The organism is Streptomyces sp. NPDC028991 (assembly GCF_055564775.1).
Genome location: NZ_JBVHVP010000006.1, coordinates 187,420 through 201,923, shown reverse-complemented (window position 1 = coordinate 201,923; position 14,504 = coordinate 187,420). Strand labels below are relative to the sequence as shown.

Here is a 14,504-nt window from a genome sequence, read left to right as displayed (position 1 = left end):
GACATCCGGCTCCCGGCGGGCCCCGAAGCCCGGAAACTCGACGGAATCCGAAGGAGACAGGCGCCGTTCACCGGGGTTAACGTCCTGGCCATGAGCAGCTCGACCAGCGGCGTCGTCAACGGCGGCATCTCCTTCTGGTACGCGGACGACGGTCTCCCGGCGGCGGTGCGGGAGCCGCTCGCCGGTGACGCGTCGGCGGACGTGGTGATCGTCGGCGGCGGATACACGGGACTGTGGACGGCGTACTACCTGAAGCAGGCCGCCCCCTTCCTGCGGATCACCGTCCTGGAGCAGAGGTTCTGCGGCTACGGCGCCTCCGGCCGCAACGGCGGCTGGCTCTACAACGGCGTCGCGGGCCGCGACAGGTACGCGAATCTGCACGGCCACGAGGCCGCCGTGCGCCTCCAGCGGGCCATGAACGACACCGTCGACGAGGTGATCCGTGCCGCCGGGGCCGAGGGCATCGACGCCGACGTCCACAAGGGCGGGGTGCTGGAGGTGGCGTGCACGCCCGCGCAGGCGGCCCGGCTGAAGGCGTTCCACGAGGCCGAGCTGGCGTACGGAGAGAAGGACCGGGAGCTGTACGGCGCCCGGGAGACGGCCGAGCGGATCCGGGTCGCGGACGCGGTCGGCTCGACCTGGACGCCGCACGGGGCCCGGCTGCACCCGGTGAAACTGGTGAAGGGACTCGCGGCGGCCGTGGAACGCCTCGGTGTCACCGTCCACGAGTCGACGCCGGTGACGGAGATCCGCCCCCGGCACGCGGTGACCCCGTACGGCACCGTCCGCGCGCCCTACGTGCTGCGCTGCACCGAGGGTTTCACCGCCTCCCTCAAGGGCCAGCGGCGGACCTGGCTGCCCATGAACTCCTCGATGATCGCCACCGAGCCGCTGACCGACGCGCAGTGGGAGTCGGTCGGCTGGGCGGGCCGTCAGACCCTCGGCGACCTGGCGCACGCCTACATGTACGCCCAGCGCACCGCCGACGGCCGGATCGCGCTGGGCGGGCGCGGAGTGCCGTACCGCTTCGGCTCCCGCACCGACAACGACGGAACGACGCAGGCGGCGACCGTGGAGGCGCTGCGTGCCCTCCTGGTCCGCTTCTTCCCCTCCCTCGCCGGACTGCGGATCGAGCACGCCTGGTCGGGCGTCCTGGGCGTGCCCCGCGACTGGTGCGCGACCGTCACCCTGGACCGTTCGACGGGCCTCGGCTGGGCGGGCGGCTACGTCGGCTCCGGTGTGGCCACCGCCAACCTCGCCGCCCGCACCCTGTGCGACCTGGTCCAGCGGGACTCCGGACAGGGCGGCCGCACCGGCCTCACCGACCTGCCCTGGGTGAACCACCGGGTACGGCGCTGGGAACCGGAGCCGCTGCGCTGGCTCGGCGTGCAGGGCATGTACGCCGTCTACCGTGAGGCCGACCGGCGGGAACGCTCGAGCCACCACGCCGGGTCGTCCCGACTGGCGCGGTTCGCGGACCGGGTGGCCGGCCGGACCTGAGCGTACGCCGACGCGGGCCGTGGACACCCGCCCGGCCCAGGCCCGCGGACACCCGCCCGGCCCAGGCCCGCGGACACCCGCCCGGCCCAGGCCGCGGACGTACGCCGGACGCGGGCCCGGACGCTGGTGGGGCCCCTGCCCCCTAGGCCACCGGCTCCGGCACCGGCCGGTCGGCCGGGGAGCCGTGTTTCGGGGCCTTCGCCGTCACCATCAGGCCCGCGACCAGGGCCGCCAGCAGCATGATGCCGGCGGCCAGCCAGATGGCGACCGTGTAGCCGTGGACGATGCCCTCCCGGACGACCGACTCGCGCTGCGACGGGTCGGTGAGGTGGGAGGTGATGTAGGAGGCGCTGGTGCTGGTGGCGACGGTGTTGAGCAGTGCCGTGCCGATCGAGCCGCCCACCTGCTGCGAGGTGTTGACCGTCGCCGAGGTCACGCCGGAGTCCCGCGGGGCCACCCCGGCGGTGGCGGTGGAGAAGACCGGCATGAAGGTCAGGCCCATACCGAGCCCCATCAGGATCAGCGCGGGCAGGATCTCGGTGGCGTACGCCGAGCCCACGGTCATCTGCGTGAGGATCACCATGCCGCCGGAGGCGAGGAGCATGCCGGGGACCATCAGCATGCGCGGGCCCACGTGGCGCAGCAGCCGGGCCGAGATCTGGGTGGAGCCGAGGACGATCGCGACGGTCATCGGCAGGAACGCCAGGCCGGTCCGAACCGGGGAGTAACCGAGGATGGTCTGGAGGTAGTACGTCATGAACAGGAACATCCCGAACATGCCGATGACGGCCAGCATCATCGTCAGGAAGCAGCCGGCGCGGTTGCGGTCGCGGATGACGTGCAGCGGCAGCAGGGGGGTCGGGGCACGGGTCTGCCACCACACGAAGACCGAGAGGAGTACGACGGCCGCGGCGAACAGCGCCAGTACCAGCGGGTCGGTCCAGCCGCGGGGCTGCGCCTCGCTGAAGCCGTAGACGAGGGCGACCAGGCCGCCGCAGCCGAGGACCACGCCGGGAACGTCGAGGCGGGACCCGCTCTGGCCGGGACGGTCGTAGAGCAGGACGAGGGCGCCGATCACGGCGGCGACGGCGATGGGGATGTTGACGTACAGGCACCAGCGCCAGTTCAGGTACTCCGTGAGCACACCGCCGACGAGGAAGCCGACGGCGGCGCCGCTGCCGGCCAGCGTGCCGTAGATGCCGAAGGCCTTCCCGCGCTCCCTCGGGTCGGTGAAGGTCGTCGCCAGCAGGGACAGCGCGGACGGCGCGAGCACGGCGGCGAAGACGCCCTGGAGGGCGCGGGCGCCGAAGAGCATCGCCGGGGTGGTGGCGGCACCGCCGATCGCGGAGGCGGCGGCGAAACCGATCAGCCCGACGACGAAGGTGCGTCTGCGCCCCACCAGGTCCGCGACCCGGCCGCCGAGCAGCAGCAGCCCGCCGAAGGCGAGGGTGTAGGCGGTGATCACCCACTGGCGGTTGCCGTCGGACATGTCCAGGTCGCGCTGCGCGGAGGGCAGCGCGATGTTCACGATGGTCGCGTCGAGGACGACCATCAGCTGGGCCGAGGCGATCACCACCAGCCCCCACCAGCGGCGGGGATCGGCCTCCGCGGGCGCGGCCGTCTCGCCTGTCCGGGTGCCACTCATCTGGCCAGAAGACCATGAACCCGGACGTATCGCATCCTGTCCACGGGCCGTCACCGCCCGTCGTCGCGCGCCGCCGCCCGTCCTCGCTCATGGCTCGAGGACCACCTTCCCGGTCGTCCCCCGGGTCTCCAGCGCACGGTGCGCGGCGGCGGCCCGGGCGAGCGGGAAGCGGTGCACGGCCGGGATGAGCCGGCCCTCGGCGGCCTCGGTGAGGGCGCGCAGCTCGAGGGTGCGCAGGGGGTCGGGGCCGCCGGCCTTCTCCAGCATCACCGGACCGAGCACCTGCTGGGAGACCCCGTCGACGAGGTGGGGAGCGCCGTCGTGCAGCCCCTTGCCGGACCAGCCGAAGACCAGGTGCCGGCCGCCGGGCCCGAGCAGGGCGACGGCCTCGCGGGCGACGTCCCCGCCGACGCCGTCGAAGACGACGGTGGCCGCTCCGCCGCCCAGGTGGGCGCGGACCTTGGCCGGCCACCGGGGGTCCGTGTAGTCGACGGCGAGGTCGGCGCCGTTCGCGGCGGCCCGGGCGGCCTTCTCCGGACCGCCGGCGAGGCCGATCACCGTGGCACCGGCGTTCTTGGCGTACTGCACCAACAGGGTGCCGATGCCGCCCGCGGCGGCCGGGACCACGGCCACGGCACCGGGGCCGAGCTCGGCGAACTGCACGATCCCCATCGCCGTACGACCCGTGCCGATCATGGCGACGGCCTCGGCGAAGTCCAGGTTCCCCGGGATCTCGTGCAGGCGGGCGAGGCCGGCGACGGCGAGTTCGGCGTAGCCTCCGGGCGCGAAACCGATGTGGACGACGACGCGCTTGCCGAGCAGGCTCTCGGGCGTGCCCTCCCCGACGGACTCGACGACGCCCGCGACCTCGCGCCCGGGCACCGTGGGCAGGGCGGAGAGCTCGGGCGCCGGGCCCTGGACGCCCTCGCGCAGCGCGGTGTCCAAAAGGTGCACGCCCGCCGCGCGGACGGCGATCCTGACCTGGCCCGGTCCCGGCCTCGGGTCCTCGACCTCTTCGAGGGTGAGGTTCTCGGCCGGGCCGAAGGCGTGCAGACGGATGGCGCGCATGGGATCCCCCAACGTCGGGCGGGCTGTGGCGGGCTGTGCCGGCCCCACTCAACGACCTCAAGCATGCTTGAGGTCAAGCTCCCGCCGGCCGAGGGCCAGGGACACCGCCGTCAGGGCGCTGTTGAAGGACACCTCCGACAGCAGCCCCGGCGCGGCGACCTGGTCGCCGGCGAGGCAGACCCCGTCACCGCGGTCGACGGCGGGCCGGTCGCGCCAGGTGGTCCCGGGCAGGTCGACGGCGCCGGTACGGCCGTTCGCGATCGCCTCGCGCCGCCAGGTGAGCCGCTCGCGCCAGCCGGGGAAGCCGAGGTCGAGCAGCTCCTCGGCACGGGCGGTGCCGTCGGCCTTGGACTCGTGGGGTGCGAGGGGAATCTGTCCCTGGACCAGTTGCTCGCCCGCCGGAGCCAGGGTGCGGTCCTGCGCCGTGAACCGCTCGATCCAGCCCGGCGCGTCCAGGTCGGAGACGGCGAAGGCGTCACCGCGCCGGGTCCGCACCGCCAGGTCGATCAGGGTCGTGCGCCCGCTGGGCCAGGTCAGCGTGGCGTCGTTCAGCAGCCGCCGGGCGGCGTCCAGGGAGGTCGCGACGACGACCGGGGTGCCGGTCGGCACCGCGTCGACGCGGGAGAGCGTCTCCACCCGGACGCCGAGGTTCCACGCCAGGGCGGCCATCCGGTCGATCACCCCGGACCAGCCGCCGCGCGGGTAGTGCGCCTCGGGCGGCAGCTTGGCGGCCCGGCGCAGGCGTTCCTGGACGAAGGCGGCGGACAGCGAACCGGGGTCGTGGTGGAAGAGCGCGACTGCGCAGTAGTGGGCGGCGGCCCGGGCGCCCTCCTCACCCGCGATGCCGGTCGCCCAGGTCAGGAAGTCGGTGTCCACGGGGGCCGGTCCGACGCCCCGGCGCAGCAGCTTGAGCATGGCGAAGGGCGGGGTGCGGCGCAGCGCGCCCTTGTGCCGCAGCCGCAACCGGGTGCCCTCCAGCGGCGGAATGGGCGCGAGCGGACCGATCAGGTCCCGCTGCCTGAGCCACGCCCAGTGCGGGCCGCCGTTGTAGAGGGCGTGCGGGCCGTCGTTGGTCCTGTACTGGCCTTCGGCCGTCCGGGCCCGTCCGCCGAGCGTGTGGTGGGCCTCGTGGACGGTGACCTTGGCGCCCGCCTCGGCGGCGGTGATGGCCGCGGTGAGGCCGGCGAAGCCGCCGCCGATGACGGTGATGCGATGCATGGCTGGGGTCTCCCTCGGGTCGGGGGTCGCCTTGCTTGGTGCCTGTCTGCGGGTACGACGGCCGGCGGGGCGTGGAATGTGACATCGAGTCGGCGCAGAGGGCGTTCACGCGGCTCGGCGCCGGTTGTCAGTGGTGGGGTGCAGCATGGGGGGCATGGCGAGGAGAGCGGCGGGCGGCGTGGGTACTGGTACTGGTACTGGTGCGACGAAGGTGCGGGCGGCACGGCGCCCGGAGCTGCGGCTGCCGCCGCTGGAGCCGTACGACGGGGGCGGGCTGGAGCCGGACGGGGACTACGACGGGCTGGAGTTCCGCGAGGCGGACTTCGCCGGGCAGGACGGCGCGGGCGCCCGCTTCATGGACTGTGCCCTCGTGGGGTGCGCGCTGGACGAGGCGTCCCTGACCCGGGCCCGGCTGCTCGACTCGGTCCTCACCGGTGTCCGTGGCGTCGGTACGCGGCTCGCCGAGGCGACCCTGCGCGACGTCGAGCTGGTCGACGCCCGCCTGGGCGGCACCCAGCTGCACGGCGCCGTGCTGGAGCGGGTGCTGGTCCGCGGCGGCAAGATCGACTATCTGAACCTGCGCCGGGCCCGGCTCAAGGACGTCGTCTTCGAGAGCTGCGTCCTGGTCGAGCCGGACTTCGGGGGCGCCCGCCTGGAGCGGGTCGAGTTCGTGGACTGCGCCCTGAAGGGAGCGGACTTCAGCGCGGCGACCCTCACGGACGTCGACCTGCGCGGCGCCGCCCCGCTGGAGCTGGCCCGGGGCGTGGACCGGCTGTCGGGTGCGGTGATCAGCCCGGCCCAGCTGCTGGACCTCGCGCCGGTGCTGGCGGCGGAGCTGGGGGTGCGGGTGCTGGCGGGGGAGTAGGGCGGCCGTGCGCCGGCGCGAAGCAGCCCGAGGCGGTCAGGAGACCCGCGGGAAGCGGGCCTGGAGAGTCCAGATCGCCGGGTTGTCCGCCAGGTCGTCGTGCATGTCGGTGAGGTCGGCGATCAGGTCGTGCAGGAAGTCGCGGGCCTCCCGGCGCAGTTCGGCGTGGGAGAAGGAGAGCGGGGGCTCGGCCGCCGGCAGCCACTCCGCCTCGATGTCGACCCAGCCGAAGCGGCGCTCGAAGAGCAGGCGGTCGGAGGACTCGGTGAAGTCCAGCTCCGCCCGCTGCGGCCGGGCGGCCCGGGAGCCCGCGGGGTCCCGGTCGACGCGCTCCACGATGTCGCACAGCGCCCAGGCGAAGTCGAGCACGGGCACCCATCCCCAGGCTGTGGAGAACTCCCGGTCCGCCTTGGTGTCGGCGAGATACACGTCCCCGCAGAACAGGTCGTGCCGCAGCGCGCGGACGTCCGCGCGGCGGTAGTCCGTCTGCGGCGGGTCGGGGAAGCGGTTGGAGAGGGCGTAGCCGATGTCGAGCACGCAGGTGATGGTGTCATGGCCCCGGGGCCGGCCGTGTCGGCGCGGGCCGGCCGGGAGCCACGGCCGCCGCGTCGCGGATCAGTCCGGAGCCACGGCCCGGCGGACGCTCTCCCGGAGCAGGTCGCGGCGCCGCTCGTGCACCTCCGGGGGCTCCTCGGCGGTCGCCGCGTAGACGTTGCTGACCGGTGACCAGGCCATGGACATCGCGATGACCAGGGCCATCACGTCGAACGGGTCCCCCTGCCGCACCCGCCCCGCCGCCTGGGCCCCGGCGATGGCGCGCAGCTTGGCGTCGTCGAGGCGGTCGGACCCGGGCCCCCGAGGCACGGGGCTGAGGCGGGGCAGTGCCTCACGGCCTCTCCGGCCGGCCCTCCCCGTACAGCCACTCCTCCCAGACCCCCGTGAAGTCCTCGTCCGGCGCCGACTCCTCCACGTACGCCGTGAAGTCCTCGGTGTCCGCGTTGCCGTGGCGGTGAGCGGTGGCCCAGCCACGGAGGAGGTCCGGGAAGGCCTCGTCGCCGACCGTCTGGCGGATCTTGTGCAGGACCATCGCGCCGCGCTGGTAGACGGGACTCGCGGAGATGTGCTCCGCGTCGGGCGGGTCCCCGGGCGGGAACGCCCAGATCGAGTTGTTCGCCTCCTCGTCGGGGTAGTAGGTCCCGTCGTAGAGCGCGTCGAAGGTCTCCTGCGCGGTGTCGCCGCCCTCGTCCTCCTCCCACAGCCATTCGGCGTAGGTGGCGAAGCCCTCGTTGAGCCACATGTCCTGCCAGGTCGCCGGGCTGACGGAGTTCCCGTACCACTGGTGGGCGAGTTCGTGGACGAGCAGGACGGTGTCGGGGGCGCCGGGGAAATAGGGCCGGTTCTGGGTCTCCAGGGCGTAACCGGCGTCCTCGACCCGGTCGACGATCGCGCCGGTGGAGGAGAAGGGGTACGGGCCGAAGTTCTCCTCGGCCCACTCCACGACCTCGGGAATCCGCCCCAGGACCTGCCGGCTCGCTTCGGCCTGCTCCGGGTCGACGGCCGTGTACACCGGCAGGCCGTCGTCGGTGGTGGAGCGGTCGGTCTCCCACTCGCCGACGGCGACCGTGGCGACGTGGCTCGACATCGGCTCGGCGGTGTGCCAGGTGAACGTCGTACGGCCGTCGCGGGTGTCCTCGCCCGTCAGCTCGCCGTTCGAGACGGCACCGAGCCCCTCCGGCACGGTCACCGCGAGGTCGTACGTGGCCTTGTCGGAGGGGTGGTGGCTGCCCGGGAACCAGGCCATCGAGCCCGTCGGCTGGCCGAGCCCGACCGCGCCGTCCTCGGTGGGCAGCCAGCCCTCCTCGGAGCCGTCGGGGTCGGTCACCGTCACCGGATCGCCGGAGTAGCGGACGGTCACGCGGAACGTCTCCCCTTCGTCCAGCTCGTCGGCCGGCCGGACGGTCAGCTCCTGCCCGGCCCGGTTGAAGCGGGCGTCCCGGCCCTCGACGGCGACCTTCTCGACGTCCAGGCCCTTGAGATCGAGGTTGAACGCGGACAGTTCCCGGGTGGCGCGGGCGGTGATCGTCACGGTGCCGGTGAGGTGCTCGGCGTCGGGGTCGTAGGCCAGGGTCAGGTCGTAGTGGCCGACGTCATAGCCGCCGTTGCCCGCCTTGGGGAAGTACGGGTCGCGCACACCCGAGCCGCCGGGGGTGCCGTCGACTCCGCCGCCACCACTGCACGCCGCGAGGGCGGTGACGGTGGCGGCGGCTACGAGCAGACGGGGGGCGTGCACGTCGTGATCATATGAGGCGTTTCACGTGAAACGCCCGTTGGGACCGGCTGTTGGGGCCGGCTGTTGGGACCGGTTGCGGAGACCGCGTCGACACCCGGGCGGGCGCGGTCGCGGTGGCGAAGGAGCAGCGTCTGCTGCCGTGACGCCGTGACGCCGTGACGCCGTGACGCCGTGACGCCGTGACGCCGTGACGCCGTGACGCCCCCGCCGTCACGCCGAAGGCCCCCCGGTGCACGACCGGAGGGCCTTCGTACGGAACGCACGAGCGGGTGAACGTCAGACGTTCACACCGAAGTCCTGGGCGATGCCCACCAGGCCCGAGGCGTAGCCCTGGCCGACGGCGCGGAACTTCCACTCGGCGCCGTTGCGGTACAGCTCGCCGAAGACCATGGCGGTCTCGGTGGCCGCGTCCTCGGACAGGTCGTAGCGGGCGATCTCGGCGCCGCCGGCCTGGTTGACGATGCGGATGTAGGCGTTGCGCACCTGGCCGAAGTTCTGCGAACGGTTCTCGGCGTCGTAGATCGACACCGGGAACACGATCTTCTCGATGTCGGCCGGGAGGCCCGCCAGGTTGACGTTGATCGCCTCGTCGTCGCCGGCGCCCTCGCCGGTGCGGTTGTCACCGGTGTGGACGATCGTGTTGTCCGGCGTCTGCTTGTTGTTGAAGAACACGAAGTGGGCGTCGGAGTAGACCTTGCCCTGCGTGCTGACCGCGATCGCGGAGGCGTCGAGGTCGAAGTCGGTGCCGGTGGTGGTGCGGACGTCCCAGCCGAGGCCCACGGTGACGTCGGTCAGGCCCGGTGCCTCCTTGGTGAGCGAGACGTTGCCACCCTTGGACAGGCTTACAGCCATTGTTGGGAGTCCCTTCCCTCGTTTACGTACGGCAAGAAAGCTACAGCTACCCCCATGAACGACGAGAGGGGTACGCAAGGTTCCAGGTCTCTTTACTTTCTTTACCGAGGCCGGGATCAGGATATTGGGGTGACGCGGGCCGCCCGGGGACGGGAACATGGACGGCATGTCCGGTCCCCATGTCATCCGCGGCTCCGTCTCCCTGCCCGAGGCCGAGCTCGTCTGGCGTTTCTCGCGTTCCTCGGGACCGGGCGGACAGCACGTCAACACCACGGACACGGCGGTGGAGCTGCGCTTCGACCTGGCCCGGACCGAGGCCCTGCCCGAGGTGTGGAAGAAGCGGGCGCTGGAGCGGCTGGCCGGGCGGCTGACCGACGGGGTCGTCACCGTCCGCGCCTCCGAGCACCGGTCCCAGTGGCGCAACCGCGAGACCGCCGCCGTACGCCTCACCGCCCTCCTCGCGGAGGCCACCGCGCCCCCGCCCAAGCCCCGCAGACCGACCCGCATCCCGCGCGGCATCAACGAACGCCGGCTGCGGGAGAAGAAGCAGCGCTCGGAGACCAAGCGGGGCCGCTCCCCGAAGGACTGGAACTGACACCCCGGAGGGCCGGGGCCGGGGCCGGGGCCGACCGGCCAGGGCGGTCCGTCGACGCCCGCGCCGGCCTGCAAAAGCTCGTCGATGGCGGCCCGGTCGCGGTGGCGCGGCCAGCGGGTTACTCCGCGATACCGCCGGTCGCGGGGCCGTCCGGCTGTTCCTGTTCCCCGCCGGGCACGGCGGAGTCCAGCCCCAGCACGCCCACCGTCTCGCCCTCGCTCGTCTCGCCGTTCGGCCGGAACCCCAGACCCAGGTAGAAGCCCTCGGGGCCGTTCGGGCCCGGATGCCACGTCACCCAGCACTCCCCGCCGCCGCGTCGGCGGACCTCCGCCGCCACCGACTCCACGGCGAAGCGGCCGTAGCCCCGGCCCTGCTCCCCGGCCGCGATGTTCAGCCGCCACAGCCCGGAGCGCCGCACGCTGCCGTCCTCGTACCAGTCGATGTCGAAGAAGGCCATGAGGAAGCCGACGGTCCGGTCCCCGTCGACGATCAGGCGGGGCCAGGCGGCCTCGTGATGGACGTAGGCCTCGGCGAGGGACTTCACCACCGGGTCGACGGCGAATTCCTGCTCGGGGCGCACCCGTATGCCGATGGCGGCGTCGAGGTTCGCGGAGGTGATCTTCTCCAGCCGGGGTGAGGGGCGGAGCGTGGTGCCGGTCGTCATGCGCGCACCCTAGGGGCCGCTCTGACGCCGGACGAGCGAATTACGCCCGGCCATTACGCCCGGCCCAGCTGCCGGTACCGCCCCTTGAAGTACGCCAGCGGCCCCCCGTCCGCGCTCGGCAGCGAGGCGGTCAGCACCCGGCCGATCACCAGGGTGTGGTCCCCGGCCCGCACCCGTTGCTCGGTACGGCACTCCAGGGTCGCCAGGGCCCCGCCCATCAGCGGCGCCCCGGACGCCTCCCCCCGCAGGCAGGGGAGGTCCGCGAAGAGGAGCCGGTCGCTGACGCGGCCCTTCATCGCGAAGCGGCCCGCGATGTGCCGCTGGCTCTCGGACAGGACGGAGACCGCCCACAGGGGCTGCTCGTCGAGCAGGTCGTCCATGCGGGAGCCCTCGCGCAGGCTGACCAGCACCAGCGGCGGGTCCAGGGACACCGACATGAACGCCGTGGCCGTCATCCCGACGTCCTCGCCGCGCGGCGCCTGCGGGTCGTCGGGGTCCAGGGGCGGCTCCTGCGCGGTCACCAGGACCACGCCCGAGGCCAGCCGGGACATGGCGGCACGGAACTCCTCGTTGCTCACCCCCTCAGCATGCCCGGCGGCGGGCGACGGCGGCGGGAACGCGGGGGACGCGGAGGACGTGAGGGAAGGAGTGTTCGGCACGCCGCAACGCTAATCGGCGGGCCGCCGGCCGGGAATCGGGCCCGGGTCCGAACCGGGACCTAGGACCACAGGAGGAGACGTGCGCATACCTACAAACTTTGCGTTCAGTAAACGCACAGGGAAAACGCAGAAACACCACTCAATTGTTCATCTTTCGCTGTGACTTGAGTCACAAGGAGCGGTAATTGTTGACCCTGTGTACCGAGTGGGGAGCGCGCTGTGATTCAGTGGCGGAGAACCTGCAAGGGCACCATCAGTAAAGGCGCCGAAGAGAACCCTTGATTCGCTGCGAGGTCTCGGGGGGAGGGCGAGCATGGAGACCGAGTCGGAGCCCTACGTCCGCCTTGCGTCCCTGCGTCAACTGCACCAGGCCATGGCCGACATGAACACGGCCCGCAGCCTGGCCGACACCCTGCAGACCGTGGCCGACGGAGTCGTCCAGGCCCTCGGGTACGAGCTGGCGTGCGTCAACCTGGTCCGCCCCGACGGCGACCTCGTCGTCGCCGCCTTCGCGGGCAACCAGGCCGCCGAGGCGCTGATCACCGGCCGGGTCGGCTCGCGTGACTCCTGGGAGCGCCGGCTCGGCATGGGCGAGCAGTGGGGCGACCTGATCTTCATACCCCACACCGAGGGCTGGATCCTCGACGACGACGACGTCCCGCAGTGGTACACCGACGGGCCCGCGCCCCGCTTCGAGGACGAGTGGCATCCCTCGGACCGGCTCTTCGCCCCGATGTACGCGCCCGGCCCGCAGGGCGGCGGCAACAGCGGCGAGCTGGTCGGCGTCCTGTCCGTGGACCGGCCGCGCAACGGCCGCCGTCCCGGCGCCTGGGGCCGCGAGGCTTTGCAGATGTACGCGTTCCAGGCCGCCATCGCGATCAGCAACGCCCGGCTCCGCTCCAACATGCAGCGCGCCCTGGTCCGCCTGGAGCGCGACCAGCAGGCGCTCAGGGCGAGCGAGGAGAGCTTCCGGCAGGCCTTCGAGTACGCCCCCTCCGGCATGGCCATCGCCGAGATGGGCGGCGACCAGCACGGCCGGATCCTGCGCACCAACGACGCGCTCTGCCGCCTGCTCGGCCGCCCCGCCTCCGCGATGCGCCGTTACGCCTTCTCCGACCTCGTCCATCCCGAGGACATCGGCACCCTGCTGCGCACCTCGGCCGAGGGCGGCCGTGCGGAGCTGCGCCTGGGCCGCCGCGACGGCACCTACGTCTGGGTCTCCCTGCGCAACAGCGTCGTCGCCGACGCCGCCGACGGGCCCCGTTTCCTGCTCACCCACGTCGAGGACATAGAGGAGCGCAAGCGCCGCGAGCTCCAGCTCGCCCACCGCGCCTCCCACGACTCCCTCACCGGCCTGCCGAACTCCGCCGAGCTGCGCTCCCGCCTCGCCGCCCGGCTGTGCCGGCGCCCGCAGTCCGCGCACGCGGCCGTGGCCGACGCCATGGACGCCGCCTACGGGAACTCCGCCGTCTTCGACTCCGGCGGCCACACCTTCGACTTCGGCGCGGTCACCGAGCCGTACGCCGCCTACGACCACCACGTGCACGCCATCGCCCCCGAGGACGGCCGCGACGACGGCGCCAAGGGGCTCGCGGTCCTCTTCTGCGACCTGGACGGCTTCAAGTCGATCAACGACCGGTTCGGGCACAACGCGGGCGACGCCGTGCTCATCGAGGTCGCCCGCCGGCTCAGCGGCGGCGTGCGCGACGGCGACACGGTGGCCCGGCTCGGCGGCGACGAGTTCGTGATCCTCGCCAACGGGCTCGGCCGGGCCGACGCCCAAGACCTCGCCGTACGGCTGCGCAACGAGATCATCCAGCCGATCCGGGCCGAGGGAAGGGCCGTCCGCGTGGGCGCCAGCTTCGGCATCGGATGGGCCCACTGCGGCATGACGGCGGACGAAGTCCTGAAGTCAGCTGACGAACGGATGTACGTCGAGAAACGATCTCGTCCCAAACAGCACCGCCGAGCCGGATGATCAGCAGGTCAGCGCGCTGATGCGGTCTGAGTCACCCGTTTGGGGCAGCCGGAGCGGGTAGGCTCGCCATCTCACCACCCGTACCGCAACACGCACCGCATCTGGTTAGGAGACCTAGGGATGACGCCCGGCAACAACGGCGCGAGCACGCCCGAGGACGACGACCCGTTCGGCTATCTGTACGCCGACGGGCAGGCCAACGGAGCCCAGCCGCCGTCCGGTGGCTACGGCTACCCGAACTCCGTCAACCGGGTGCGTCCCGTCGGTACACGGCAGTACGGGGCACCGCAGGGCCAGGCCGCGCCGGCCGCCGCCTACGGCCAGGCCGCCCCGCAGCAGCAGGGCGCCTACGGCCGGCCGCAGGGCGCCTCCGGACAGTCGAACGCGCACTACGCCGCGCCGGAGACCTTCCCCGGCGGTGGCGGCGGTGCTCCCACCGCCCCCCAGCAGTCGGGGCACGGCGGGGGCGGCGGACGCCGCGGGCCCAACACCAAGGGTCTCCTGATCGGCGCGGTCGCGGTCGTCGCCGCGGTGGTCGTCGGCATCGCCGTGGCCATGACGAGCAGCGGCTCCGAGGACGACAAGGGCGGCAACGAGGCCGGGGGCGGCACCGGGCCCACCCAGTCCCAGACCACCGGCCCGAGCCCGTCGGCGAGCGACGGCGCCGAGGAGGAGGCGGAGCTTCCGGCGATCGACGCCAAGGCGCTGCGGCTGTCGCCCGGTGTGACGCTTGCCTCGGAAGTCGAGGGCGCCCGGTCGGACGGCGGCGTCTATGTGGCCAATCTCAACCAGCCGGGTGCCTCGGTCACCTGGACCGTGGACGGCATCCCCGAGGACGGCCTCTACACCCTCTTCGCCGGATACAGCGCGGCCGGCGAGGACCAGTCGATGACCCTGACGGTCAACGGCAAGGAGTTCGGCAGCAAGCTGAACCTGGGCAACTTCACCGGCGCCAAGGACGGCGACTTCGCCAAGGGCTGGACCAAGACCTACGCCTGGCCCACCCTGAACGAGGGCACCAACACGATCACCCTCTCCTGCGGCGACGGCGACAAGTGCAACGTCCTGCTGGACCAGTTCTCCCTGAAGAAGGGCCAGGCCAAGGACTAGCTGGGGTCTGTCGTAACGACAGGTCCCGGGCCCCCTGGCCCCCAGGCCCCCGAGCCCCCA

14 protein-coding genes are annotated in these 14,504 nt (G+C 72.9%); 5 read left to right on the top strand and 9 right to left on the bottom strand.

What is annotated here, in order from left to right:
* Window positions 1–90 precede the first annotated feature (90 nt).
* Window positions 91–1,500: an NAD(P)/FAD-dependent oxidoreductase gene (locus tag ACZ4V1_RS15910; protein WP_468335325.1), complete on the top strand. Its 1,410-nt coding sequence runs from the start codon at window positions 91–93 to the stop codon at window positions 1,498–1,500.
* 142 nt (window positions 1,501–1,642) lie between these two features.
* On the opposite strand, the gene ACZ4V1_RS15905 is transcribed toward ACZ4V1_RS15910, so the two are convergent.
* From ACZ4V1_RS15905 to ACZ4V1_RS15895, 3 genes are all read right to left on the bottom strand, one after another.
* Entirely contained in the window at window positions 1,643–3,145 is a 1,503-nt protein-coding gene (locus ACZ4V1_RS15905) for an MFS transporter (RefSeq protein WP_468335322.1), read from the bottom strand.
* A gap of 87 nt (window positions 3,146–3,232) precedes the next feature.
* A complete protein-coding gene (locus tag ACZ4V1_RS15900) occupies window positions 3,233–4,213 on the bottom strand; it encodes a zinc-binding dehydrogenase (protein WP_468335319.1) in 981 nt (326 codons plus the stop codon).
* Between the two features lie 57 nt (window positions 4,214–4,270).
* Window positions 4,271–5,431, bottom strand: coding sequence for an FAD-dependent oxidoreductase (locus ACZ4V1_RS15895; RefSeq protein WP_468335317.1), 1,161 nt, complete (start codon window positions 5,429–5,431; stop codon window positions 4,271–4,273).
* A gap of 154 nt (window positions 5,432–5,585) precedes the next feature.
* Between ACZ4V1_RS15895 and ACZ4V1_RS15890 the strand changes: the two genes are divergently transcribed.
* The gene (locus ACZ4V1_RS15890; protein ID WP_468335314.1) at window positions 5,586–6,296 is read left to right on the top strand and encodes a pentapeptide repeat-containing protein; all 711 of its coding nucleotides are present in this window, start codon (window positions 5,586–5,588) and stop codon (window positions 6,294–6,296) included.
* 36 nt (window positions 6,297–6,332) lie between these two features.
* On the opposite strand, the gene ACZ4V1_RS15885 is transcribed toward ACZ4V1_RS15890, so the two are convergent.
* The 4 genes from ACZ4V1_RS15885 to ACZ4V1_RS15870 form a co-directional block, all read right to left on the bottom strand.
* Complete coding sequence (locus ACZ4V1_RS15885; RefSeq protein ID WP_468335311.1) at window positions 6,333–6,833, bottom strand: hypothetical protein; 501 nt, start codon at window positions 6,831–6,833, stop codon at window positions 6,333–6,335.
* A 78-nt stretch (window positions 6,834–6,911) separates the two neighbouring features.
* A complete protein-coding gene (locus ACZ4V1_RS15880; RefSeq protein ID WP_468335706.1) occupies window positions 6,912–7,178 on the bottom strand; it encodes a hypothetical protein in 267 nt (88 codons plus the stop codon).
* Window positions 7,179–7,182: 4 nt separating this feature from the next.
* Window positions 7,183–8,586 (bottom strand): M1 family metallopeptidase, encoded by a 1,404-nt coding sequence (locus ACZ4V1_RS15875; protein ID WP_468335308.1) that lies wholly within the window; start codon window positions 8,584–8,586, stop codon window positions 7,183–7,185.
* Between the two features lie 276 nt (window positions 8,587–8,862).
* Complete coding sequence (locus tag ACZ4V1_RS15870) at window positions 8,863–9,438, bottom strand: TerD family protein (RefSeq protein WP_468335305.1); 576 nt, start codon at window positions 9,436–9,438, stop codon at window positions 8,863–8,865.
* A gap of 157 nt (window positions 9,439–9,595) precedes the next feature.
* On the opposite strand from ACZ4V1_RS15870, the gene arfB reads away from it, so the two are divergent.
* On the top strand, window positions 9,596–10,033 hold the full coding sequence (gene arfB / locus ACZ4V1_RS15865; RefSeq protein WP_468335302.1) for an alternative ribosome rescue aminoacyl-tRNA hydrolase ArfB: 438 nt from the start codon (window positions 9,596–9,598) through the stop codon (window positions 10,031–10,033).
* 118 nt (window positions 10,034–10,151) lie between these two features.
* On the opposite strand, the gene ACZ4V1_RS15860 is transcribed toward arfB, so the two are convergent.
* Window positions 10,152–10,697: a GNAT family N-acetyltransferase gene (locus tag ACZ4V1_RS15860; protein ID WP_468335299.1), complete on the bottom strand. Its 546-nt coding sequence runs from the start codon at window positions 10,695–10,697 to the stop codon at window positions 10,152–10,154.
* A 53-nt stretch (window positions 10,698–10,750) separates the two neighbouring features.
* Window positions 10,751–11,356, bottom strand: a complete 606-nt coding sequence (locus ACZ4V1_RS15855; RefSeq protein ID WP_468335296.1) for a flavin reductase family protein — start codon at window positions 11,354–11,356, stop codon at window positions 10,751–10,753.
* A gap of 313 nt (window positions 11,357–11,669) precedes the next feature.
* Here ACZ4V1_RS15855 and cdgB point away from each other — a divergent pair, with 313 nt between their 5' ends.
* Both cdgB and ACZ4V1_RS15845 read left to right on the top strand, forming a co-directional pair.
* Window positions 11,670–13,334 carry a diguanylate cyclase CdgB gene (cdgB, locus tag ACZ4V1_RS15850; protein WP_468335293.1) on the top strand — a complete coding sequence of 555 codons (1,665 nt, stop codon included), beginning with the start codon at window positions 11,670–11,672 and terminating at the stop codon, window positions 13,332–13,334.
* 120 nt (window positions 13,335–13,454) lie between these two features.
* A complete protein-coding gene (locus ACZ4V1_RS15845) occupies window positions 13,455–14,444 on the top strand; it encodes a carbohydrate-binding protein (RefSeq protein WP_468335290.1) in 990 nt (329 codons plus the stop codon).
* Window positions 14,445–14,504: the final 60 nt, after the last annotated feature.

Bases quoted from the DNA above. Each gene is read 5' to 3' on its own strand.
- ACZ4V1_RS15910 (WP_468335325.1), top strand. From the start codon at position 91: ATGAGCAGCTCGACCAGCGGCGTCGTCAACGGCGGCATCTCCTTCTGG.
- ACZ4V1_RS15905 (WP_468335322.1), bottom strand. From the start codon at position 3,145: ATGAGTGGCACCCGGACAGGCGAGACGGCCGCGCCCGCGGAGGCCGAT.
- ACZ4V1_RS15900 (WP_468335319.1), bottom strand. From the start codon at position 4,213: ATGCGCGCCATCCGTCTGCACGCCTTCGGCCCGGCCGAGAACCTCACC.
- ACZ4V1_RS15895 (WP_468335317.1), bottom strand. From the start codon at position 5,431: ATGCATCGCATCACCGTCATCGGCGGCGGCTTCGCCGGCCTCACCGCG.
- ACZ4V1_RS15890 (WP_468335314.1), top strand. From the start codon at position 5,586: ATGGCGAGGAGAGCGGCGGGCGGCGTGGGTACTGGTACTGGTACTGGT.
- ACZ4V1_RS15870 (WP_468335305.1), bottom strand. From the start codon at position 9,438: ATGGCTGTAAGCCTGTCCAAGGGTGGCAACGTCTCGCTCACCAAGGAG.
- arfB (WP_468335302.1), top strand. From the start codon at position 9,596: ATGGACGGCATGTCCGGTCCCCATGTCATCCGCGGCTCCGTCTCCCTG.
- ACZ4V1_RS15860 (WP_468335299.1), bottom strand. From the start codon at position 10,697: ATGACGACCGGCACCACGCTCCGCCCCTCACCCCGGCTGGAGAAGATC.
- cdgB (WP_468335293.1), top strand. From the start codon at position 11,670: ATGGAGACCGAGTCGGAGCCCTACGTCCGCCTTGCGTCCCTGCGTCAA.
- ACZ4V1_RS15845 (WP_468335290.1), top strand. From the start codon at position 13,455: ATGACGCCCGGCAACAACGGCGCGAGCACGCCCGAGGACGACGACCCG.